The following is a 25,066-nucleotide window of genomic DNA, read 5'->3' as shown; positions in this document are numbered from 1 at the left end:
AGGGATTTGTAAATGAGTATAAAAGCACTGGATAAGCGCTACATCGACAGAATCGGTAAAGAAGTGACTTTTCTTGGTTTCGGGGCGCTTGAAATCGGAAGGGACTGGGGAATCGGGTCTGGTGAATCCGTTCAAAGACCGGATGAAGAGACGGCGGGCGCAGTGCTTCACCGGGTGCTGGATTCAGGCATTAACCTGATTGATACAGCAAGCGCTTATCACAAGAGTGAAGAGCGGATCGGTACGTTTCTCTACGGCAGAAGGAATGAGTATATCCTTGCTTCCAAATGCGGCGAACATAACCGGGAACCGGATACGTACTACGATTTCTCCTATGCGGCCGTGAAAGCTTCGATTGACCGCAGTCTGCAACTGCTGAAGACCGACTATATCGATATCATGCAGATCCATTTCGGACCTGACCCGAAGAAGGTGCTGGATGATGGAGAAACGGTAGCAGCCATGAAAGATGCTCAAAAGGAAGGCAAGATCGGTTACTTAGGTGCCTCGATTGACGGTGAATTGGCAGCCCGTTGTATCGAGAGCGGTGACTTCGATGTGATGCAGATGGAATATAATCTGTTAAACACCGGGAATGCCGACAATATCAAGCGCGCCAAAGAATCCGGCATCGGTGTCTTCATCCGCGGCGGGCTCGGATACGGTTGGTTGACGGCCAGATCGCATCCGGTAGTGAAGGCGAATCCGGAGGAACATGGACGGTTGCGAGAGCTTTATGAGCTAGTGAATTGGGATGCATCACTCTTGACCGCCTTGGCGCTGCGCTTCCTGTATGAAACGGACGGTATCTCTTCTGTGTTAGCCGGGACGAAGAATGTAAAGCATTTGCTGGAGAATGTGGAATTGCTGGAACAGCCGATAGATGAGAATGTGCTGAGCAAAGCCAACGAAATCGTGTTCGGTACCGTATAAACAAATTTCAGGAACAAGAACCGCTCTTCTATTCATGGGGAGCGGTTTTTACTTGTTGATTGCTATCCTTTTGCGAAACTATTGCAACCTGTAACACGTCTTAAAGTGTAGATAAACGGAAAGGTGTGGTGTTTAAAAATGAAGAAGACACTATACATCGCTTTAATGATGATTACTGCTGCATTCATAGATCCGACATGGATAAAGGCTGATTCTATAAATGTGAATTATACATTGCGTTGGGATAACAAAAGCACGAACGACGGCAAAGCGGTTGTACATCAAGGCGTTGTCTATGTGCCCGTGCTACAAACACTTAGTTCATCGGGACTCAAGTTGACATGGGACAACAACGGTCGTCGGGCAGCCTTCGATAGTTGGAAGAAGAAATTCGCGGTTCGTGTGGGAAGTTCCGCCGGGATGCTGGACGGGAAGTTGGCGGATGTGGGAGGAGCTCCTTTTAAATATCAGGAAGAGTTGTATATCCCTATACGGTTTCTGGCGCGTGCTATTGAATCCGATGCGCTGCGGTGGGATGCCAAGACCAGAACAATTACCGCACACGGGCTCAATACGTACCGAAGTTACTCTGCCAAACATGGCGGATTGACCTATATTGTGGAACCTAAGGAATCGGCGTTGTACGTAGTAGACCGACAGGGTAGGGAGAAGAAGTTGGCGAAGCTCGGAGCTCCTATCTATGAGTACTTATCTTTTCGATTTCGCACAACGCCGGGCGGACTGCTGCAGCTGACCCTGAATGATAACTATGGTGAACCGCATATTAACAATCGAACATTCTCGGTGATCATGAAAGACGGCGCTGTCATACATCAATCGCATGTCCATTATTGGATGAGGTTTCAGGAGAACGTGGGACACGTTAACAATCAGTTACTGATTACCGACGGTCACACGTTAAGACTCATTGAAGACGGCACAGGTGCGGAAACAGAAACTTTGGATCTACAGAAGCTGGGCGGGGAGAAAGATGAGTATTTTGTGGAAGGCATGGATGAGGATATATTGCTGATTCGTCCTAACGACAGCGGCATCCTTATGCTGATCGATCGTAAATTCGGTACCAATACTGCATTGTACAAAAAGCTGCTGTCAAAAGAGGAACAAGAGTACGTCGAGGTTAATGATGTTCCGTATAGGGGCGATCATTTGACTTTTGTGAAGCGTTCAGGAGATGTATTGTACTTTAAGAATAAGTCTCCATTTACAGAGAATAAAGATGAGTATTTGACTTATAAGTGGGTTGAGGAGTAATTGGAGGATAACATATGATTTCGGCATATTTGGTCATCTTAAGCTTATTTTTAGTCCCAGTAATAGCCCTTATGTTATTCCTTACTTTTGGATTAAAAAAAAGCCATGTTAGAGTAAGTAAAATACTGACGGTGGTTGCTTTAATTATGATTGTTGGCGGAATTTTTCAATCCCTATACTATGGTATAGCTAAACCTACCAATCTAGCTTTGTATATTCTTTTAACGATCATTTTCATTTTAGCTCAGAAAAGAAATAATAGAATAAACTAGTGAGCTGCTTTTACTTCTTAGCGCGATTCTTAATTTGCTGACAGCCGGGCTCAACTGGTAAAATGCATTGAAAGAACGCCTAAAAATGTAAAAGCCCCAACTGGAATCACAGTTGAGGCACTCGCTTGAATCACAGGGTAGGGCGGTCGTAACGCCCTATCCCCTAACATTCTATCCAAAGTATAACATATTGAGCGGCTTTGGTCCTAGATTTCACTAGGCTGAGCCGGTTTTTATTTCCTAGCAAGTAAAGCTTTTTCTTGATAAACTCACAAGAGCGAACGCAATAAAAAGGGGAGGCGAAGACAAACCATGAATTCCATGAAAGTAATACCCGGGAAATCTATAGGTCCTTATCTACTGGGGATGACGCACCAAGAACTGTTTGCGGTTGATCGAAATTATATGATGTATGGCCGGATTGATTTTGACAGTGAGGGTAGGGCGAACTTTATTCAGATTGCGAGTGGACTCCATGTTGAATATGACGGACTGGATGTATTCTGCACGTTAGCGGACCGTATTGTTGAGCATGTAAGCAAGGTTGCTAAATATAATGATTATACGGAATCCGGCTGTCTCTATAAATTCAGGGAAATTGGGTTAACTTTTTGGAGACCCTATCCCACAAGTGAGGCATATACCCTTACCGACGAGTTTAAGGCGCTGCCTCTCGATGAGCAGGAGTATCGACTAGAAGATTTATATTTCGAAGTGGTTGGCGTGTTTACGCCGGGTACAGATCTGTAACTTGCGGTGGAGAGGAGTAGCCCAATGGCACATTACTGTTGCGGTAGAACAAGACTATGAATATATCAAAACACGGGATTCTCATATCTTAGAGAGCTTAATTTTGCCGAAAATTAAAGCCAATGAGATATACATTCTACGAGTTGAAGCGGATGCTGTTGGATGGATGCTTTACAGTTACTTCTGGGACAATACCCCTTTCATGAACATGCTTTGGATTGATGAGCCTTTTCGAGGGAAGGGATGGGGGAAGGAAACGGTGTTATTTTGGGAGCGGGAGATGGTACAGAAAGGGTACAAGCTTGTGATGACATCCACATTGGCTAATGAAGAGGCACAGCACTTTTATAGACGTCTCAGCTATCGTGATGCGGGTTGTTTGTTGTTAGAGAATGAACCGTTGGAGATTCTGTTTACTAAAAAACTGGGTTAAGTCCGGAAGGAGCACCATTTTGATTCAAAATAAAGAAGATCTTCTACTCCTATTCCAAACCGACGGATGGATCATGGACATCCTGAAAACGGTTAAGACGCTAGAGCTCCCCGATTGGTGGGTTTGTGCGGGATTCGTTCGCTCCAAGATTTGGGACACCCTTCACGGATATAGAGAGCGGACGCCGCTTGCGGATGTGGATGTGATTTTTTTTGACCCAGCGGAAGTGGATGAAGGTTATGAAAAAGAACTTGAACTTCGGTTACAACAGCTCGCGCCAACCATTCCATGGTCAGTAAAGAATGAAGCCAGGATGCATCTAGTAAATGACATACCGCCGTATACTTCGTCCGAGGATGCGATTTCTAAGTTTCCCGAGACCGCGACTGGGTTGGGTTTAAAGCTGGATGTGTGGGATCAAGTGATTGTGACTACGCCGTGGGGGCTTGAAGATGTGCTGGAGATGAACATTAAACCAACCCCGTTATTTCAATCCTCTCCGGAACTGGCTGCCATATATGAAAAGCGCATTGTGCAAAAGAATTTAAAGAGCAAGTGGCCCCAAGTAACGGTCTTTCATACATAGGATGGAGATGATGTTATGAATCAGGAAAGCCAAGCAAAAAATGTAGCTATTTTGATTTATGATCGTGTGGAGCCGTTGGATTTTGTAGGGCCGTTTGAGGTGTTTATCACAGGGAGTAACAGAGGCAAGGATCTGAATGTTTATACAGTCGCGGAGCACAACCGCCCAGTAATTGCATTGGGGCAACTTAGTATAAACCCTTCGTACACCATTGCTAACTGTCCACAGCCAGACATCTTAATCATACCTGGTGGATGGGGAGCAAGAACGGAAATGCATAATGTTGTTATCACAGATTGGATCAAAGAGGCTTTCCATAGAGTTGAGATTGTTCTATCCGTATGTACAGGAGCTTTAATCATTGCAATGACCGACCTATTGGATGGATTAAAACTGACTACAAATCGTTTGGCAATCAACGAATTAAGGGCCATCCTCCCCTCAGCTGAAATTTTAGAGGAAGCTAGATATGTTGATAACGGAAAAATCGTGTTATCCGCAGGCGTTTCTGCAGGTATGGATGCCTCTTTGTATGTCATAGAGAGATTGTTTGGTGAAGAAAGAGCGCTAAGCACCGCAAGAATTATGGAGTATGACTGGAATAGGGTCTAAAATATAGCAAGTGATTCTATCAGAGTCCCTGACGGGGCTTTTTTTGCGTTCTTGAATAACAGAACTATGGCATAATGTCGAGATTTACACCATTCGACAGCATGAAGGACGTTAGACCTGTATTTGAAAGTATCGGGAGATTCGAGCAACAAAAATGGGTTTAACAGCGTATAACGGGTATTCACAATGACCCAATTTCACGCTAAGGAGGCGTAATTAATGAGGAAAGTCATGTCATTTGGCTTAGTTCTGCTTCTGATGTTAAGTGCGGTAACACCTGTGGCTTTTGCGGCGGATTTAACGGTAGACCAGAAATATGAGGTGTTAGTGAACAAAGGGATCTTTGCCGGGTTTAGCGATGGGAGCTCGAGGCTGAACGAGTCGATGACAAGGGAACAGTTTGCGGCTGTGCTGTTTCGGTTGCTGGAGTTGTCTTCGAATCAGTCGACGGCATCGAAGTACAACGATGTACTCAAGACGCGCTGGTCGTTCGACGAGATTGCTGCGGTTAGCGCGGCGGGGTTAATGAAAGGCGTAAGCAACGGGCGCTTTGAGCCGCTTACGAAAGTTAGCGCGGAGCAATTGGCCACGGTCCTCGTAAGGACGTATGGCATTTCCGGGTCCAGTTCGACGAAAGTGAACGGGTACGTGTCCAAATGGGCGGCAAGCAGTGTAGCCATCGCACTGGATCGCAAGTGGTTCTCCCCGCGGGCTAATTATACGGACAATGCGACCCGGGGGTTGTTGGTGGAAGCGGCGTACACTGTCTATGAAGACACTCATAAGGTACCGATGTCAGTGAAATCCGTAGTGCCGTTAAAAAACAACATCATCCTCATTACATTCAACACTGCTGTTAAATCGGCGGATAAATCCAGATTTGTTTTGAAAGACGACCGCGGCAACGGTGTGTTTATTCAACAAGCAACGTTAAGCGCGGACGGGTTGACGGTTGTGTTGTTGACCAATAAGCAGAATTACAATCAAACCTACTCCCTGTACATCGACGGATCAGAACGAAAGTATAAAGCATTATCAGATGATTCGGGCAAACCGCAAGTTACGTCTGTCGTCAATCTTCCAAAGCGCACCGTGGAGATTACATTCCAGGAACCCGTGGATGCAGGAACGGCAACGACGGAAGGGAATTATACGATCGACAACGGTGTTCGAGTTCTGTCCGCCAATGTATCTTCAGACAAGCGCAAAGTGACACTCGGGACCACAGAGCAGCAGGACGGTAAAACCTATAAATTAACGATCCGTAGAATTAAAGATTTATCAGGCAATGTGATGGATGACAAAGTGGTTTCTTTCATAGGAAATCAGGACGGTAACCGGCCTAAAGTGACTTCGGCAAAACTGAATCCGGATGCAACCTTAACGCTTGTTTTTAGTGAAAAAGTCAACCCGGACCAAGCGCGCAATCCCGGCTTTTATAGCCTTAATAACGGCTTGTCGATCCAACGTCTGGCGTTGCAAGATGACGGCAAGACGGTCATTATCACCACATCGCAGCAGAAAGACGCCACCTTGTATAAATTAACGGTCAAAGATATTGTGGACCTGGGCGGAAACCATATGGAAACGCTCAGCGAATGGTCGTTCGGGGGCATCTCCAATCCGCAGAAAGCGGTACAACTGCAGTCCATCGGAACGATGAATAAGAACACCATTGAAGTTTACTTTAATCGGGCTCTTTCGGACAGTGAAGTGTCGGCCCTGCGAATTCAAAGTGTGAAGGACAATGGCGGGCAAGTGTCGCTTCAAGATTGGAAAACCTTCGTTCAGCGGAAATCAGGTACCGACCATGCGGTGACGGTGCAGTTCCGAACCGGCGATGCGAATCCGAATCTGTTGCGTGTAGGTCATGTTTATGAAGTGTCCGTATCCAACATCCCGGGTCTGGTCACTTCGGACGGAGCGAACCGGAAATCATTTGCCGGTACTGAGGTAGAGAACCATACTCCTTATGTGAAGCAAGTCACGCCGGTTAATCGAAATTCGGTGAAAGTGATTTTTAGCGAGCCTGTCAAAAACATCTCTAAAGCCTTGTTTAATTTACGCTTGCAGGGCGGTGCTGAGCTTGAGATTGAATCGGACGGCGTCAACAACACCGGCAAAATCGTAACCGAAGTAACACTGCAACTGAAGACACCGCTTGAAGCGGGGAAGAAATATACGCTATCCAACGATTCGGGTATAACCGATGCGGCGGGGTGGAACGGCTTGCGGACGAAGAACGGAGATGACACGATCTATATCGTGTTTGACGGGGTATCGTAGTTTGCATTAGTTTTTAAATGAAGGGACTTGGCGAATTTTGCGCCAAGTCCCTTTTTGACGTCCGGGGATAAAATTCTCCTACATAGTTCCAATTTGCAGTAAAATATAGGTGGAGGTGGATGTTAATTGAAAGAGTCTATTTTGAACTATGAAGATCTGATGGGGATGCTTGATCACTTGTTGCGGGATCCCAAAGAATTCTGGGAGCGCTTCTATGTTGATCGGGAAAAAGATGTTCCTTTTTTTAGAGTTGCAGGTCCTGATGAGAATTTGGTGGAGTATTTCAGTAATGGTCTTATGCCTGGTCGAGTGCTGGAAATGGGATGTGGTCCAGGGCGAAATGCAATATACATGGCTCAGCAAGGTTGTAAGGTGGATGCCATAGATCTTTCAGAAAATGCGATTCAGTGGGCTAAGGAAAGGTCGCGCGAAGCTGCTATTGAGATTGACTTTCATTGCGAGTCCGTATTTGATTTCTCCTTTAATCCGAATTCATACGATTTTATATACGATTGCGGACTGTTGCATCATCTAGCGCCACACCGACGGTTAACTTATTTGGAATTTTTGAAGAAGGCACTTAAGCCTCACGGCCATTTCGGATTAGTGTGCTTTAACACTGCAGGTGGAAAGGATACTTCGGATTGGGAAATTTATCGCTCTGGAAGTCTTAAAGGTGGAATTGGGTATACCGAGGAAAGGCTTAGAGATATATTTGCAGATGATTTTGAGTTTGTCGACTTTCGAGCGATGAAGAAGATTACGCAGCCTAGCGAACACTTTGGTGAGGATTTTCTGTGGGTGAGTTTGATGCAGTTGAAATCTAATTAAGGGGGGTATTGAATACAACGCAAAGCACGTTCCGGAGCATTTGGCATCCCGATATGAAGAAATTAATCTTACTGTTAAAGACGAACAAAGTAACGTAATGGGCGGCGTTCTTGCTGAGATATGTTGGAACTGGTTAGAAGTTGATATTCTATGGGTTGATGCGGATTTGAGGAAACAAGGAATCGGGACACAACTCTTAGCAGAAGTGGAACAATACTTTTAGTTTTCAAGCACCGGAGTTTTATTTAAAAAATGGATATGACCAATATGCTATCCTTGAAAACGCACCGGATGGAGCAAAGCATTATTTCTTTAAAAAAGTACTCTAAACATAACTTGAGCTAAATAATACTCTCCCTATTTAATACAACTCCGCTATGCTACCCTTAATTTGCCGTGCGCAAATCTAAGTACAGGAGAGTGACCATATATATGGTAACAAATTTTGATTGGATTATCGAAGCGAATATTATAAGTATGCAGGCTGCAATGAATGCAGGAGAATGCACAGCAGTAGATGCACATCAGGCGGTGGCGGATTTATCGGTGTGAAGAATTACGGAGGAACGGAGAAAAAAGGGGCCATCTCCACCAGCGTCTATACGAAACAAACGCTCACCTTCACTACCGGCTCAAGCAATTCCAGAGCACTCATCTATATTTACAATAACGCGGGAACAACGTATGGCGATGACTTTTACGTGATAGAGTCGCCCGTGACTCCATAAAATTATCTTGATCTTGAAGCTGTATCTACGGAAGCCGTAGATGCAGCTTTTTTCGTCTGATTTGTATTACATGCAGATAATCACTATTTTTGCACAAAGCCGCCATTTTTCCTTTAGGAGAAGACAAAGAAGAATAAGGTGATTTATTCCTTATTTTCGCATTGTAACACAGCTTTGTTAACGATTATATTGAGTGCATGACCGAAAGAAACCGCTAACATTATTATTGATTAAAGAAGGAGAAGCATATGAACTTTATCCACAAGTCATTACAACTCACTGCGGAAACCACGAAGGACCAGATTCGGATTTATCGAACCGGTGAAGAGAAAGCCATACTAGTTCAACATGCTGAATCAGATCGAAGGCCATATATCCACCCGATAATGGCGCCGGATGGAAAGGGCGAGTTAACAGAAAATGCTCCAGCGCATCACCCTTGGCAGCATGGATTGTATATCGGGCTCAATGATGTGAATGGCTATGGTTTCTGGAGCGAAGGATTAAATCCCGCGCGCGCCCATCTTGACGGTACATTTCATCCACGCTTAATAAAAGAAGCACAGGTAACGGAACAACAGGTAACCTGGTCCGTGGAGACGGATTATCGTGATCCTCAAGGCAATTTACTCTTTAAAGAAACCCAGAATTGGGAATTCAATGATCTCGGGGATCACTATGAGATGTATCTTCATTTACAAATGTATGCTGAAGTTGATTTAACTTTGGGCCATTACCCTTATGGAGGGCTGTTTCTTCGAATGCCTTATAGGCAAGAGTCAGGCGGAATGGCTCTTAACAGCGAGGGGAAGATCAATGAGGAAGCAGAAGGGAAGCGGGCAAGATGGGTTGCGGTACAGATGCAGATTCCGGATCGTGATGGTGTGGCCGGAATAGCGATTATGGACCATTCAATGAATTTGGAACATCCTGTTCCTTGGAGAGTTGACGGTGAGCTGGGCATATGCCCAAGTTGCAGTATTGCAGGGGCCTGGACAATCCAACAAGGAGAAACTTGCACATTTCAATATGATGTTTTGATTTTTACGGGTGACATTCCGATATCAAAGGTCGAAGAGAGCTGGACATTATTTAATAGGAGGAAAGCGCAATGAGAACCGTTATAATTGTTCATCCTGATTTCGATCGCATTTGGCCTTACACAGCAGATCGATTATCTCAACTATTGCAACGCTTAGGTCATGTATCATTCATAAGACTGCAACAAGATTCCAATAGCATTCTTGCTGAAGTTGTCCCTGAACCATCCACCGTTACAAAGCTAATAATCTTAGCGGTTACCGTAACTGAACAAGATTTAACATATTTCACAGCGCTTAAAGAAATTTACATCGGAGAGGGTCCATATGGTGCGCAACCATCACAGGAAATAGCTGCCAAGCTAAAAGAGATGGGAATTTTCCAGTATGTTCAACCATCGGCAGGATACTGGGCACAATCTGTTTCCGAATTCGCCCTGGGTCTTACGATTGCGGCTCTAAGACGTATTCCTCAAGCGCATATGGAGATCATCGGGAACCTGAATGCATGGGATTTTCCGCTCGAACAATTCAGTGACGATCCCAACTTTGTTAATGGCACGATCGAAGGTAAGAAAGTACGCATGATAGGAGCCGGAAACATTGCAAGCCGTTATGCCAGCTTTGTTCGGTTTTTGGGAGCGGATGTCGCAGCATGGGATCCTTTCGCAAGTGAAGCTTCATTTCATCGCGCGGGAAGTCGGAAAGAATGGCATTTAGAGAAACTCGCGCATGATGCCGATATCTTCGTACCTATGGTCCCGTTAACCCCCGATACAGAAGGTCTGGTTACTGCTGAAATCATAAGAGCGCTGCCTAAGGGATGTTTGATTATTCTTGTAACACGAGCGGGGATTTGCGATACAAACGAGCTTAGAAGAAGAGTACTTGCCGATGAAATCAGCTTAGCGGCGGATGTGTTCGATCTGGAGCCGCTGCCTCTTCATGATCCTTTACTTAACCGCCACAATGTCGTTCACACTCCACATATCGCGGGAAGAACCAAAGATGCCAACATTCGCTGGGCAGAAATGCTTGCTGAGCAATTTGCTTAACAAATAACTAACAGAAGGAGAACAGGTATATGATTTTCGGGAAATTTGGCGGTAAAGATTTAGAACAACACCTCATTCGTAAAGAACAGTTCACATTATTCCCGCCTGTGACGGAGCGCACATTTTGGACAGAAATTCCTGCTGAAGTAAAGAAAAGTTTGATTGTAAAGGGAGAACGATATCTAGCTTATGAATGGCCTGCGTTAACAGCAGAGTATTATATGGAATTCTCACGCACGGGTTATTTTGATCGTATGGATAACGCTTATTTAGCTAGAAGATCCGCACTGGGTACTTTAATTACGGCGGAATGTATAGAGAATCAAGACCGATTTACGGATGATATTCTGAATGGTATCTGGTGTATTTGTGAAGAAACCTCATGGATTGGCGTCATGCACAACGACAATGCTGTGCTGCCTAATGGAAAAGAGCACATGGTTGAATTGCGATCGGCGGAAACAGGGGCACTCCTTTCTTGGGCCTATTATTTGTTGCATGCCAAGATCGAAAAAATAGCTCCCATGGTCAACTTGCGAATTAAAGAAACGGTACAAACGCGCGTCCTGGATCCATATATGACAAGAGATGATTATCGCTGGATGGGATTTGCCCGTCAGCCGGTAAATAATTGGAATCCCTGGATAAATTCATGCATCCTTACAGCCGTTTTATTGCTGGAAGATAATCATGAAGAGAGAGCGCAGATGTTCCGTAAAGTGATGCGCAGTTTAGATGTTTTCATTGATGGATATGAGAAGGACGGCGGCTGTGACGAAGGTACATCCTATTGGGATCGCGCGGGAGGCTCGCTGCTGGAATGTCTGGAGCTGCTTCATCATGCTTCAGATGGATGGATTGATATTTATAAGGACGCGCATATACAAGAAATAGGCAGATTTATTTATAAAACTCATATCAATGAATCCTATTTTATAAATTTTGCCGATGGTTCTGCCAAAATATACGCTTTTCAATCGGCACTCGCGTATAAGTACGGAATATTTATTCAAGATGAACTCCTTATGAATCAGGCAGCCAACCAATATAAGATTTCAGAGGAGAAATTTAAGCAACAAGCATGGTTTCCTATGTCTCGGATGCTTTCCGAGATCCAATTATATAAAGAAATGATTAACCGGGAAATCACGGTGCCTTATTTACGTGATGTTTGGATGGACGGTATTGAGGTGATGGCAGCAAGAGAAAGACACGGTTCGTCAACCGGTCTATATCTGGCAGCTAAAGGGGGGCATAACGATGAAAGTCATAATCACAACGATATCGGACAATTTATCGTATATTCCGACGGGCAACCGGTAATTATTGATGCTGGTGTAAATTCGTATAACAAGAAGACGTTCAGCGAAGAGCGGTATTCGTTATGGACCATGAAATCCTCTTATCATAATGTGCCGACAATCCGAGGATATGAGCAGCTACCCGGTCCGGCATATAAAGCCAAATCGGTTACATATTCCTCCAATGAAGAAAGGGCAAGTCTTACAATGGATATTACGGATGCATATCCGCTTGAAACGGGATTGATTTATTGGATTCGTAATGTAGCCTTGGAACGAAAACTGGACTCGCTCATCACCGTAGAAGATCAGTTCCAATTTCATAAAGAAAGTTCCTGTAATGAGTGGCATCTGCTGACTTGTTGCGTGCAAGAAGAATTGGCGCAAGGAAAGATTGTACTATTCGTTCAAAATGGCCGAAATGTCCTGCTTCACTATGACGCTATGGCATTAGAGTTTTCAGTTGAAGTAATCGATACACCCGATATATGGATGAATAAAGTGTGGGGAGATTGTATTTACAGGCTGAATTTCAGGATGAAAGATGCTTCGCTTAACGGCTCCAATCACTTTAAATTCGAGCAAATTCCCGGTAAGTAGAAGTAAATCGTTATATTTTCACAAATGTGCTATTGATGAAAGGGTTTACATGGGGTTAAATTAGGCACAGAACAAAAAGAAAACGTTAACAAAATAGATTTAATAAATAATGAGAAGAGAGGTTGGAGAAGGAAGATGAATAATATGGCCACGGAGTTGATTAAAACACAGGGCGTAAGCAGCACTCTGAAACGGAGAAATACAGCCCAAAGATACTTAGATCACAAGTACTTCTTCATTATGTTATCTCCAGTATTGCTGTATTACATCATTTTTCATTACGCTCCTATTTACGGCGTAATTATAGCGTTTAAAGATTACAAAATTATGAAGGGAATTTCCGGGAGTCCTTGGGTGGGACTTGATAATTTCAAAGAGTTATTTACGGGATTGTACTTTATCCCTGTCCTGAAGAACACATTGATTGTTAATTTTTATAAGTTGCTCTTTGGCTTTCCGGCTCCGATCATCCTTGCTCTCATGATTAATGAAGTGAGAAAACCATTGTTTAAGAAAACAGTTCAGACCATCACTTATCTGCCCTATTTTCTGTCGTGGATTGTACTTTCCGGGATTATTACAGAGTTTCTGTCTCCCAGCCGCGGTCCTGTCAACATTATTCTTACCATGCTTGAATTTAAGCCTATCTTCTTTATGGCTAGCGTAGATTGGTTTCGCACGATTCTGGTCAGTACCGAAATTTGGAAAACAGTAGGGTTTAGCGCCATTATATATCTTGCTGCGATTGCCGGAATTAATCCCGAAATGTACGATGCGGCGGATGTGGACGGCATTAGCAGATTGAAGAAAATCTGGTATATTACTTTACCATCCATCACACCGGTGATTGTCATCCTGCTTATCTTGACATCAGGTCAGATTATTAATGATGACTTCGATCAGATTTATAACATGCTCAACGCGAAGGTCATGAGTGTGGGTGATGTTATTGGAACTTATACGTATACAGAGGGCATTCAAAAAATGAATTACAGCTATGCGGCTGCGGTGGGTTTATTCAAGAATGTAATCGCGCTTATCGTTGTGTTAACTGCAAACTTTATAGCAAAGCGGTTCAGTGATGAGACAATTTTCTAGAGAATTACAGGTACAGACAGAACGGAGCGTGTGAACATGATTGCTAAAAAAAAGTTGTCTGATCAAATATTTATTGGTTTCGTATATGTAATATTGTCCTTACTCTCCATTTGTACACTACTGCCATTTCTGCAAGTTGTAACTTTGTCTATGAGTCCGATTGAAGTAGTAAACAGTTATGGCTTTCACTTCTTCCCTACCTCCTTCGATTTCGCGGGATACAAACAAGTCTTCCATAACGAATTAATATGGATTTCTTACAAGAATACGATCGTTAGAACCGTTCTAGCCATTATACTTACGGTTACATTAACGTTCCTGGGGGCGTATCCGCTTTCCAAAAAAACATTGCCGCATAGAACGTTTTGGACAGGGTTTATTGTTCTGACCATGTTTTTCTCAGGCGGAATGATTCCGCTTTATATGTTGGTGAAAGGCCTTGGGTTAATGAACAGTATTTGGTCCTTGCTATTGCCTGGAGCGGTCAGCACCTTCTTACTTCTGATTGTAAGAAATTTCGTGCATGAAATTCCGGAAGCGCTGGAAGAATCCGCGAAGATGGATGGGGCGAATGATATCTACATTTTAAGGAAAATTATTTTGCCATTATCCATGCCTGTCTTAGCGACGGTGGCTTTATATACAGGGGTATATCATTGGAACGCCTGGTTTGATAGTATGTTGTACATTCAGTCGGAGCATAAACAAGTTCTTCAGTTGATCCTGCGTAAGATTGTTCTGGATGGTGATGTTTCCGCGGCGGGAACGGAAACTGGAATAGCCAATGTTAACACACAATCCATGAAGCTGGCCACATTGGTTGTTTCCATATTGCCTATTCTCTGTGTGTATCCCTTTTTGCAAAAGTATTTCGTAAAAGGAACGTTAATTGGATCCATTAAAGGATAACTGAACTGGGTTTTTCCCCGGATTTTCGGGTTGATTTTATACAAACAAATAACAGGAGGGTTTTCTATGTCCCAAAAAACTGCAAAGACGCTAGGTGTAATTCTTACCCTTACGCTTGCAGCAAGTATGTTTGCTGCATGTACGAATAAGGAGGCGGTAAATACAACCGAAACAACATCTAAGCCAACCAGCACTTCGGAAGCTCAGGAACCGGTAACGATCGATTGGCTAGCGTATAATTCATTTGGTCAAGTAGACCCGGATACGAAAATTCAGAAGATGGTTTCTGAAAAATTCAATGCCCAATACAATATTTGGTACATTGACACGAATAAATGGGTGGATACATTAAATGTAAAGCTGGCAGCTGGTGAAATGCCTGACGTGATGTACATTAAGCCAGATTACAACACGATTAATAAGTACGTATCCAATGGCGTGTTGGCCCCTATATCCGAAGATACCATAAGGAAATTTGCTCCTAACTACGCAGCGTTAATTGATAAGTATGAGCTGTGGAACACTGTGAAAAGTGACGGCGAAATCTATGCTTTACCTTCTGTCAATATTAATGGCGACTATCCCACATCACTGATTTGGCGCAAGGATTGGTTAAAGAATGTCGGGATAACGAAAACACCCGAGACACTTCAAGAATTCGAAGAGGCACTGACGAAGATTCGTAATAATGATCCGGATCAGAATGGTAAAAAAGATACCTATGGTTTGTCTGATTATGCATTACCTGCCATTTTAGGCGCCTTCGGACACCCCGGAATATCTGATTTCAAGAATGCAGGTAAAGGAATTGTAAATCTGGATTACATCCAGAAAGATGGTAAGATTACATTTGCCGCGATTCAACCTGAGATGAAAGATGCGCTTAAGCTCCTTCATAAATGGTATAAAGCTGAATTAATTGATCCGGAATTTATTACTTCGGAGAATACGGGAGGGTACTGGGCGGAATCCAACGCGATGCTAAATAATCGGATTTCTTTAACAGGGAAAGGTATGTATTACCATTGGAGAGATACGTTAAATCCAGTGATCTCAACAGATTTGGGTGGAGGGCTATTCCAGAACCTTAAGAAATCGCAGCCAACTGCTGAAATCGCTTTCGGGAAACCTCCGGTCGGACCTGACGGCAAATCCGGTACGATTCAGTGGGGAGTAAACTCCGTTCCTGTGGGAATTACTACGAAAGCGGCTAAAGATCCTAGGAAAGTGGAAACCATTTTGAAAATGGCAGAGGCTTCAATTACGGATTATAGCTACTATACAACCACATTTAGGGGTGTTGAAGGCGAAGACTGGAAAGATGAGTCGGGCAACATCATAAGTCTAAATCCTGCGATCACAACAGCCGATGCTAACAAAAAAGGAATATCCGTATTCCATATGATAGAGTCACCCGACTTTAACAAGAAGAATGACGCATTTAATTATGAGTTTGCGGATCGTGTGAAAACAACAGGCTACGTGCCATTTCCTGCTCCAACTGTGGATGCCTATGGAAAACATGCGGTGAATTTAACCAAATTAACCGATGACTACTACTTGAAAATCATCCTTGGCGAAGCAAGCCCAGATGTATTTGATGAATTTGTCCAGAAATTTAAAGCTAACGGCGGCGATGAGATCGAGAAAGAAGTAAATGACATTTACAATAAAAATATCGGTCAGTAAACATTTGTTACATTAATAGAGAGAAGCAGGTTGATAATAATCTGTTTCTTCTCTTTAATTAGGAGGAATAAAGGATGAGAAGATATCGATATTACATCTCCATGTTCACACTTGTGCTTGCAATGATTGGTGTAACCTTTCCGCCGACTAATAATCTAGCCTCCGCGGCTACGACAGTTACTCAGAGTCACACTTTCGAGACGGCAGATCCAAATTTCGGTAAGTTTGCTGTAGGTGCGGATATAAATCCGATTCCCACGATGGTGGGTACCGAAACTTCCTTCGTGCGTAAGATTGTAGCGGATCCTAGCGGAAATCGTGCAATGGAAATTACCGTGCCGGCTGCTGCACAAGGTAAGACCCGATTTTATTATGGCGCAAACTCCGGCGTGCAACTAACCGGAAATCGGTTTTCATTCGAGGGTTCTATTACTTTCAGCAATCAAGACAAAGAATTTGACTTGAAGGTGATACCGGGAGACTGGTTGCAGAACTTGCCCATTGCCAAATTCTTGCCTACCGGCGATATACAAGTGAAATCAGGAACCATATCTCAGACAATCTGGGCTAAACGGGGAAACTGGACAGCAGGCACCGCCTACAAGGTGAAACTGGACCTTTATAAGGACATCAATAAATACGACCTGTTCCTCACCGATACAGCAACTGGCATTACGAATATGCTAGCCAGCGGAGAGCCTTTAATGAACTATAACAATCATAAGTTTCTAGAATCCGGAATCGCTTATTATAATATTGAAGCTGTGGGTACAGCGGCTGCAACTGCTACCAGTATACGTTATGACGATGTTAGAATTTCATACTCTAATGATAAGAGAGATTCTTACATGCCCGCTGCGGATGTACGCGTTCTAAGAACTACGACCTTTGAAACAACGGATTCTGATTCAATCATTGCCGGGACAGCTACGGGTTCTGTAATTAAGTCTAATCTTCTTGATGCGGCTTCTCCTTCTACTATGAAGATCGTTGAGCAGAACGGCTCCAGATGGGTGGAAGTGACTACGAACAAGGATCAAGCAGGAGATATTGGTTTCCCCGTTTATCCAAGCTGGGCATCGGATGCGTCCACACGATATAACAGTTATACGTTGGAAGCCGATTTGACGCTTAAAGATCGGAATGCGGACTACGAACTGAATTCGATCAATGGCACTTGGGGTGATTCAAGAAGCGGTATGGTTTTAATCTCAAAGAATGGAAACATATATGCGCGTTCCTCCAATAACATAAGTGGCTCCATGGCAGCCAGAACCACTTGGGATGTTGACCAACCCTTTTCTCTAAAGCTAGTGTTGCATACCGATAGTAAAAGTTACGACCTTTACCATGAACGCAACGGTGTTTCAACCAAGCTGGTACATAGTGAACCACTCCGAAATATAGACTACACTTCAGGAATAGCGGCATTCATGCTTACTATTAAAAAAGGTGTACATGCTGAATCGACAGTGTTGGTAGATAACATCAGAGTATCCGCTTCAAATCTACCAGGAACTGCTCCGGTCATTCATGCTAGTCCCGGGGAATTGTTTCATACCGGGGTATCAATCGGAGAACCCGTGAACTATTATGTAAGCCCTTACGGAAATGATGACAATCCAGGAAAGTCGCTTAATGCGCCATTCAGATCTTTACAGAAGGCAGCAGATTTATCTGCGCCAGGCGATACGATTTATTTAATGGACGGGACTTGGACTTACACTGGTGGAGGCCGAATGTTGTCGATCACCAAGTCGGGAGCGATTCATCCTGAAACTAATGAGCCGGCATATATTACTTATAAAGCGGCACCAGGAGCACATCCTGTACTGTTCGCGCAAACCGGTTGGGACGCGATCATGATACAGGCTAATTATATTAAAATCGACGGCATCGAGGTTAAAGGAAATAACCAAAGTCTTACAGTAGAAGATGGAAATCAAGCTTATAATTACTATGTTGACAGTGTCAAGAGCGGTAGTCCCGTAAATTATGGAGATGTGAGATTCACGAATACGAATACCAATGGCATATCAATCGATAGCAGATCAGCTGTAGAAAAAGGGCTTAATCCATTCCATCATATAATAATTAGTAACAATGTTATACATGATATGCCGGGCGCCGGTGTTAATGCTCTCGCTGCAGATTACGTGACAATCGATAATAATCACATATACAACAATTGTTGGTACACGATATATGCTACAAGCGGAATAAGTGTTCTAGGCGGGGTGGATATTGACGTGAATACGGGCTACAAAAGTATTGTGCGCAATAATAAAGTTCATGATAATCAAACCAATGTGAAGTGGGGCGCGGTACAGAATTATTCAGACGGAAACGGGATCATTATCGATTATAATAAAAATACGGGGAAAAGTTATCCGGCTTATAAAGGGAAAACCCTCGTGGAAAATAACATTTCCTATAATAACGGAGGCTCGGGTATTCACTCCTTCAATTCAGCGAACGTAGACATTATCAACAATACTTTATACAATAATAATTTAAATCCATATCTATCCTACGCTCAGCTATTCGCGAGCAGGTCGGATAACATTAACATCTTTAATAATATAGTATATGCAAGGGATCTCCGGCCAGGCGAAGCCAATTATAAGCTCAACAGCTCGAGCGGAAGCGAGTTTGTAATTTATGCGAATAACCTGTATTACAATGGTATGCCTGGAGTTATCGGGATAAATGACGTTATAGCCGATCCTAAATTCCTTTCATTAAACCCGTTAAGTGCGGATTTTCTCAAACTCCACTCTAATTCGCCGGCTATCGACAGAGGCACACAGACATTGGCACCGTCGGAAGATTACAATAAAGCCTCTCGTCCGAAGGGAACCAAGTTCGATATAGGGGCGTATGAGTCCAGCTATACCAACGAAAATCCTATTGGAAACGATATCATTGATATTGAAGCCGTAAGGAAGTCTATGATCTTCACACCTAAGAGCGGTTTGGCGTACAAGGGGACACCTGTTATTGATGGTACGATGGATCGTATTTGGGGTACAGCTCCAGTCATAAAGGTTAACCAGTTCATTGACAACCTAACAGCACCTGTAACTTCAGGGGCGACAGCCAGCACCCGGATTTTATGGGACGAGAACTATTTATATGTCTTTACCGAAGTTACAGATCCACTTCTAAGCAAGTTAAATGTTATTCCATATCAACAAGATTCTGTGGAAGTTTTCCTTGACGAAAATAACGCAAAGACAACATCGCACGAGAAGGATGACAGGCAGTACAGAATTAACTTCGAGAATGAGAAGTCAATAGGAAGTCAAGGGAATGTGAGTGAATTTATAAGTCAAACCGCAATAACATCTACTGGTTATATAGTAGAAGTTAAGATTCCCTTTAAGACTATTGAAGGAGCAGAAGGAAAAGTGATTGGATTTGATTCACAAGTCAATGACGACAACGGCGTAGGATCCAGAACAAGCACGGCGATATGGAGTGATCCGAAAGGCGCGGGGTATTCGAACACATCCAGATGGGGAAATGTAACCTTGCGGAATCAAACGGATCTAGATGCTCCCATAACAAAGTTAATATCATCCCCTTTAGCGCCAGATGGACTTAATGGATGGTACGTGCAACCGGTTACAGTAACTCTTAACGCCACGGATACAGGTTCAGGAGTGGAGAAAACCGTATACAGTGTGGACGGAGGGCTGAATTGGCTACCCTACCTGACCCCAGTATCTTATCAAGAAGACGGCAAACATACATTGTTCTATAAATCGGTGGATAAAGCGGGAAATGCGGAAACTACACAATCTGCTTTGATTCATATAGATCAGACTGCGCCTAATATCTCTGTAACCGGCATTGTGTATGGTACGTTATTGAATAGTGAAGATGTGTTTCCTATAATCCGTATGAAAGATAATTACTCTGGGGTGGATGCCTCAATGACATCCGCGTATCTGGATGCTGTTGCATATGATGTTGGACATGGTATAGAATTGTATTCTTTAAATCTTGGCAATCATACGTTAGTTGTCAATGCTACGGATCTGGCGGGGAACGCCCAATTAACTAAGGTAACCTTTCAAACCTACGCATCAATCACAAGTTTGCAATCCTTAATCAATCGTTTTGAAGCAAATCATTGGATTGATAATAAAGGGATAGCCAATAGTCTAAGGATGAAGCTCACCCATGGTCAGTTTACTGGATTCATGGAAGAAGTTCGCGCTCAGAAGGGTAAGCATATTTTTAGTGAAGCAGCAGATTACTTACTGCGTGATGCAAGTTATGTAATGAACCAAACTCATATTGAATAAAGTGTAATTTTGAGGCAGGTTAAAACTAACCTGCTTCTAATTTTTATGTTAGTTAGTTGAACAGTATAATGAAATAGAATGATCTTGTATGAACGCAGGGGGGCCCATTATGAGTCTGAAGAAACATGGAGTAAAAACGTATTTTTTTCCAAGACTGTTTATATTTAATGTGGTCATCGTCGTGCTGGTCACTTTTATTCCGGTAATTATTTATTATCAGTACTTCTCAATATCCTTTAATGAGCAACTGGAGAACATTAATTTGCAGACTGTTAAACAGTTCCGCAATACAATAGATGAACAATACTTAAAAGATAGTGTGAAGTTAGTGCAAAATAACTTTGTTGACTCCCTCCAAGACGATAGTTTGATTAAGCCAATGGAAGACTCCATTCGCAACGACTCCAAATCTATTCTAAATGTCATTAATCAATTAAATAGTATTCAAAGTAATATGCCGAACGTGGATTCGATTGATGTCTATTATAAGAATGACAATGTGATTTTCTATAATTCACGTTTATGTTTTATGAGTGAGCAATCGTGTACAATAGGCTCAAGAATAGACTGGGTGGAAGGATTCCGAAATTCAGATGAGCAAGTAAAGTGGTTGCCTCCTAGGATTATAGACTCAGAGAAATCCGAGTCGGTTATAACGTATGTTAGAAGTATTCCATATTTTGCTCCGCCGGAGAAAAGAAAGGCAACCATAGCTATTCATATCAGCGACGCTAAATTGAGAAAGTCTTTAACAGCATTAAGAAATCCGTCGGATGGTCTTATTCTAATTATGGATGAACAAGGAAACATGATTGCAAACAACCAAACGAATCTTGGGCTTGATCATCTTAAAAAATATCAGGGAGCTTGGATCGAAAAGGTAATATCCGCGGAAAAAGGCGGGATGTTCAACGATGAGTTAGATGGCAACTCAACAATGATTACATTTGAGAAATCAGAAATTAATAACTGGCGTTATGTTTCGCTTGTAAACAAAGATTTATTCTATAAGAAAACATATGAATTGCGAAACTGGCTCATGTCTTTCGTAATTATTTTTTTATTAATTAGTATCCTCATATCTTACATACTTACCAGAAAGGCGCATAAACCTATTCGGAGTGTAATAGGAGATTATTCATCTCAAATTGTTAATTTAAATCAAATGGTTGAAATTAATAAACCTGTCATTCGGCATAATTATATTATGGGTTTGCTTCATAATGATCTCATTTCGAATCATAACGTATTAGGCTCCGATATGGGAATGGAAAGCAACAGATGGAAACGATTGATTAGTTTCGTCATACAAACCCCGAATATGGAGGCATTTGATAAAGAGCAAGCTTCTTCATATCACTTAATAGGATTATTGGAGTCAAGTGGAAATGAGGGTTATAAAGTGTGGGCGATTAAGGATTACGGCAAACAGATTAATGGGATCGTTTTTCTGAATGAAACAACTTTCGAAACTGAAGTCATCAGCAAGATCGTTCACAGTATTGAAATGATTTATGACAGAGGTTATATGTTGTCTCACGGGGAGACTTACGAGTTAGTTGATGAAGCGATATCCACTTCGTTTCAGCAAGCCAATCTTGCACTTGAATATAAGTATTTGTATCCCCATAACCGAATTCTGTCCTATTCAGACTTAAGTATTCAGTTACGTCATTCTTCAAGTAATTCTTTAGACATTCTTAGTGAAATTGAAGCAAGCATTCGAATGTGTGATGAGAAGAAGGCCAAAGATCTCATTACGGAACTGGAGAATGAAATGACTAGAGGGCTGTATACGGTAGATTACTGTAAATTCTTACTTTCAGACCTGTTAGTTAAGATAAAAAGCGCCATTGAGTTTATGGGACTTCCTTCCGTACAACACTTTGGTTACGATATTAGAGAGAAGTATAAGGAATTCGATAACATAGAGAAAGTAATGGCGTGGATAAACGGGTTAGTTGAGAGAGCAATTGAGTCCATTGATGAAAGAAAGCTAAGTATTCATCACAACATCGAAATGAAAATTAAAGACTATATTCAAGCTCATTTATACGATGATATCAGCTTAGAACGGGTAGCTGATGAATTGAATTTCAAATCAAATTACTTAGGGAAGTTGTTTAAGAAAAGTACGGGTATTAACTTTACGGAGTATTTAACCGAATGCAGATTAACGGAAGCCGCTAAGCTGCTGAAGGAAAATAACTTATCTGTACAAGAAATTGCCAATAAACTTGGTTATAATTCAACCAATCATTTTATTCGAATCTTTAAAGAAAAATTCGGGGATACACCTAAGAAGTATCAATTATTGCATAAGTAAAGAAGCTGTATCTACGGAAGCCGCGTAGATGCGGCTTCTTTCGTTTATCGGGATCCCGATTTTTCGTATATGTTTTCGTTGCCCGGGGACATATCTCCCTAAGTAGGATACACCTATAATGAAAATAAAAAGAGTTGGGAGAGAGTATCATGCAGTCAGAGTTCGCAGCAACACCAAATAAAAAGAAACTTTATCCCGCTAGGAAAGGCTGGTTCCGATCCTACATAGACCAACTTGATTTGCAGGTGATGGTGATCCCGGGATTTCTATTAGTTCTCCTGTTCAGCTATGTTCCGATGTGGGGCGTTCTGATGGCCTTTCAAAACTATAATATATTCTCTGGCTTTCTCGGAAGTGAATGGGTGGGGCTGAAGCATTTTGAAACGTTCATAAACTCCCCTGATTTTTATCGCGTCATGCGAAATACGCTTTCCATCAGCCTGTTGAAGCTTCTCTTTGCTTTTCCGGCGCCCATCGTGCTAGCCTTGCTTCTGAACGAACTTAAGGGATTTCGCTTCAAGCGATTTGTTCAGACCGTATCGTACTTGCCTCACTTCATGTCTTGGGTTATCGTTTCCAGCTTTGTCATTTCCATGCTTTCCGTAGACAACGGGAGTATCAATATTTTATTGCAAAAGCTCGGGATGATTGATGAACCTATAAACTGGCTATCAACTTCAGATTACTTTTGGGGAATTTTAGTATCAACCGGGGTGTGGAAGGATGTCGGCTTCGGGGCTATTGTGTATCTCGCGGCGATCGCGGGCATTGATCCACATTTGTACGAGGCTTCTTCAATAGATGGAGCGGGAAGATTTAGACAGATTTTCAGTATTACGATTCCATGCATTACCCCTATTATTATCATCTTCTTGATTCTGAACATTGGGGGTATATTAAATGCCGGCTTTGATGATATCTTGAATCTGACCAATAACGGCGCTAATACCTTACTGAGACCCGTGTCGGATGTCATAGACACCTATGTTTACAGAGTCGGCATACTGGGACAGCGATACTCTTATGCTACGGCCGTTGGATTATTTAAATCCGTAATCAGTGTTGTGCTGCTAGTGCTTGCAAATTTCTTGGTTCGTCGTATGGGGCGAACAGGCTTATGGTAGGAGGTCCTTCTGTTGAATATAGCTAATCGAATATTTGATGCTGTCATTGTCGTGATCTTGCTGGGCCTTTCATTCGTAACCTTGTATCCTTTCTGGAACAGCCTCGTCATCTCCTTTAATGTAGGTTCCGATACTGCGCTGGGCGGCATTACATTCTGGCCGAGAGTTTTCACATTGGAGAATTATCAAGTTGTGTTTAAGGACGAACGGCTGGTGCAGGCTTTCTTCATTTCAATCCTGCGGACAGTGGTGGGAACGTTCTTGTCGATTACGTTTACGGCCATGTTCGCTTACGGTCTGACGAAGAAGTATTTAATCGGGCGCAAACTCTTTATGGTGATGTGTATCATCACGATGTTCTTTACCGGAGGTTTAATCCCAACCTTTATCCTGATTAGAAGCTTGCACTTGATCGATACTTTCTGGGTTCTGGTGGTACCGGGAATGATTGTTGTATGGAACTTGATTATATTCCGCACGTTCTTTCAAGAACTGCCGGAAGGGCTGGAGGAAGCGGCGAAGATCGACGGATGCAATCATATTCGCACCTTCTTCTCCATTATCGTTCCGATCTCCGGTCCGGTTATCGCCACGCTGTCTCTGTTTACGGCTGTCGGCTTATGGAATGATTGGTTCACAGCATCGATCTACATTAACAATCCCCAGTTGGTTCCAATTCAGACCTTGTTAAATCAGATCATTAATTCCAATGCGATGTCGGAACAACTGTCGTCCGCAGGGGGAGAAGCTAGTGAGTTCGTAAGGAAATTAAAGGGAGTTTCCACCAAATCGCTCGTGATGGCGACGATGATGGTGACCACCTTGCCTATTATTATGGTATATCCATTCCTGCAGCGATTCTTTGTCAAAGGTGTTTTAATCGGTTCTCTGAAAGAATAGAGACG

21 protein-coding genes are annotated in these 25,066 nt (G+C 42.8%); all 21 read left to right on the top strand.

Translation table 11 applies throughout. The features are described 5' to 3' along the window. The first annotated feature begins 12 nt into the window (after positions 1-12). The 21 genes from SY83_RS01535 (at position 13) to SY83_RS01440 (ending at position 25,061) form a co-directional block, all read left to right on the top strand. Positions 13-933 (top strand): aldo/keto reductase, encoded by a 921-nt coding sequence (locus SY83_RS01535; protein WP_068603598.1) that lies wholly within the window; start codon positions 13-15, stop codon positions 931-933. Between the two features lie 138 nt (positions 934-1,071). Continuing rightward, positions 1,072-2,208 carry a stalk domain-containing protein gene (locus tag SY83_RS01530; protein ID WP_068603596.1) on the top strand — a complete coding sequence of 379 codons (1,137 nt, stop codon included), beginning with the start codon at positions 1,072-1,074 and terminating at the stop codon, positions 2,206-2,208. A gap of 14 nt (positions 2,209-2,222) precedes the next feature. Continuing rightward, positions 2,223-2,480 (top strand): hypothetical protein, encoded by a 258-nt coding sequence (locus tag SY83_RS01525; RefSeq protein ID WP_068603594.1) that lies wholly within the window; start codon positions 2,223-2,225, stop codon positions 2,478-2,480. A gap of 321 nt (positions 2,481-2,801) precedes the next feature. Continuing rightward, complete coding sequence (locus tag SY83_RS01520; RefSeq protein WP_197479933.1) at positions 2,802-3,230, top strand: hypothetical protein; 429 nt, start codon at positions 2,802-2,804, stop codon at positions 3,228-3,230. 31 nt (positions 3,231-3,261) lie between these two features. Continuing rightward, entirely contained in the window at positions 3,262-3,663 is a 402-nt protein-coding gene (locus SY83_RS01515) for a GNAT family N-acetyltransferase (protein WP_068610742.1), read from the top strand. 16 nt (positions 3,664-3,679) lie between these two features. Beyond that, a complete protein-coding gene (locus tag SY83_RS01510) occupies positions 3,680-4,249 on the top strand; it encodes a nucleotidyltransferase family protein (RefSeq protein WP_068610740.1) in 570 nt (189 codons plus the stop codon). Between the two features lie 15 nt (positions 4,250-4,264). Further along, positions 4,265-4,861 (top strand): DJ-1/PfpI family protein, encoded by a 597-nt coding sequence (locus SY83_RS01505; protein ID WP_068603591.1) that lies wholly within the window; start codon positions 4,265-4,267, stop codon positions 4,859-4,861. 219 nt (positions 4,862-5,080) lie between these two features. After that, a complete protein-coding gene (locus SY83_RS01500; protein WP_068603590.1) occupies positions 5,081-7,147 on the top strand; it encodes an Ig-like domain-containing protein in 2,067 nt (688 codons plus the stop codon). A 126-nt stretch (positions 7,148-7,273) separates the two neighbouring features. Further along, a complete protein-coding gene (locus SY83_RS01495; RefSeq protein WP_068603588.1) occupies positions 7,274-7,978 on the top strand; it encodes a class I SAM-dependent methyltransferase in 705 nt (234 codons plus the stop codon). Between the two features lie 40 nt (positions 7,979-8,018). After that, positions 8,019-8,201 carry a GNAT family N-acetyltransferase gene (locus SY83_RS23710; protein WP_331709971.1) on the top strand — a complete coding sequence of 61 codons (183 nt, stop codon included), beginning with the start codon at positions 8,019-8,021 and terminating at the stop codon, positions 8,199-8,201. Positions 8,202-8,481: 280 nt separating this feature from the next. Further along, a complete protein-coding gene (locus SY83_RS22950) occupies positions 8,482-8,706 on the top strand; it encodes a hypothetical protein (RefSeq protein ID WP_157279760.1) in 225 nt (74 codons plus the stop codon). A 386-nt stretch (positions 8,707-9,092) separates the two neighbouring features. Continuing rightward, positions 9,093-9,821: a DUF6807 family protein gene (locus SY83_RS01485; RefSeq protein ID WP_197479932.1), complete on the top strand. Its 729-nt coding sequence runs from the start codon at positions 9,093-9,095 to the stop codon at positions 9,819-9,821. Next, positions 9,818-10,801 carry an NAD(P)-dependent oxidoreductase gene (locus SY83_RS01480; RefSeq protein WP_068603585.1) on the top strand — a complete coding sequence of 328 codons (984 nt, stop codon included), beginning with the start codon at positions 9,818-9,820 and terminating at the stop codon, positions 10,799-10,801. The genes SY83_RS01485 and SY83_RS01480 overlap by 4 nt, the downstream gene beginning before the upstream one ends. Positions 10,802-10,830: 29 nt before the next feature. After that, the gene (locus SY83_RS01475; protein WP_068603583.1) at positions 10,831-12,702 is read left to right on the top strand and encodes a heparinase II/III domain-containing protein; all 1,872 of its coding nucleotides are present in this window, start codon (positions 10,831-10,833) and stop codon (positions 12,700-12,702) included. 135 nt (positions 12,703-12,837) lie between these two features. Continuing rightward, complete coding sequence (locus SY83_RS01470; protein ID WP_068603581.1) at positions 12,838-13,800, top strand: ABC transporter permease; 963 nt, start codon at positions 12,838-12,840, stop codon at positions 13,798-13,800. Positions 13,801-13,836: 36 nt separating this feature from the next. Beyond that, entirely contained in the window at positions 13,837-14,709 is an 873-nt protein-coding gene (locus tag SY83_RS01465; protein WP_068603579.1) for a carbohydrate ABC transporter permease, read from the top strand. 66 nt (positions 14,710-14,775) lie between these two features. Continuing rightward, positions 14,776-16,398 carry an extracellular solute-binding protein gene (locus tag SY83_RS01460; protein ID WP_068603577.1) on the top strand — a complete coding sequence of 541 codons (1,623 nt, stop codon included), beginning with the start codon at positions 14,776-14,778 and terminating at the stop codon, positions 16,396-16,398. 74 nt (positions 16,399-16,472) lie between these two features. After that, positions 16,473-20,711 carry a sugar-binding protein gene (locus SY83_RS01455; protein ID WP_068603575.1) on the top strand — a complete coding sequence of 1,413 codons (4,239 nt, stop codon included), beginning with the start codon at positions 16,473-16,475 and terminating at the stop codon, positions 20,709-20,711. 109 nt (positions 20,712-20,820) lie between these two features. Continuing rightward, positions 20,821-23,037: an AraC family transcriptional regulator gene (locus SY83_RS01450; protein ID WP_068603573.1), complete on the top strand. Its 2,217-nt coding sequence runs from the start codon at positions 20,821-20,823 to the stop codon at positions 23,035-23,037. Positions 23,038-23,186: 149 nt separating this feature from the next. Continuing rightward, positions 23,187-24,161, top strand: coding sequence for an ABC transporter permease (locus SY83_RS01445; protein ID WP_068603571.1), 975 nt, complete (start codon positions 23,187-23,189; stop codon positions 24,159-24,161). Between the two features lie 12 nt (positions 24,162-24,173). After that, on the top strand, positions 24,174-25,061 hold the full coding sequence (locus tag SY83_RS01440) for a carbohydrate ABC transporter permease (protein ID WP_231891350.1): 888 nt from the start codon (positions 24,174-24,176) through the stop codon (positions 25,059-25,061). Positions 25,062-25,066 lie beyond the last annotated feature (5 nt).

Origin of the sequence: Paenibacillus swuensis (assembly GCF_001644605.1) — a bacterium.
GTDB classification, from domain to species: domain Bacteria; phylum Bacillota; class Bacilli; order Paenibacillales; family DY6; genus Paenibacillus_N; species Paenibacillus_N swuensis.
The sequence above is the reverse complement of the archived record's forward strand: the minus strand, read 5'-3'. Positions and strand labels throughout refer to the sequence as shown.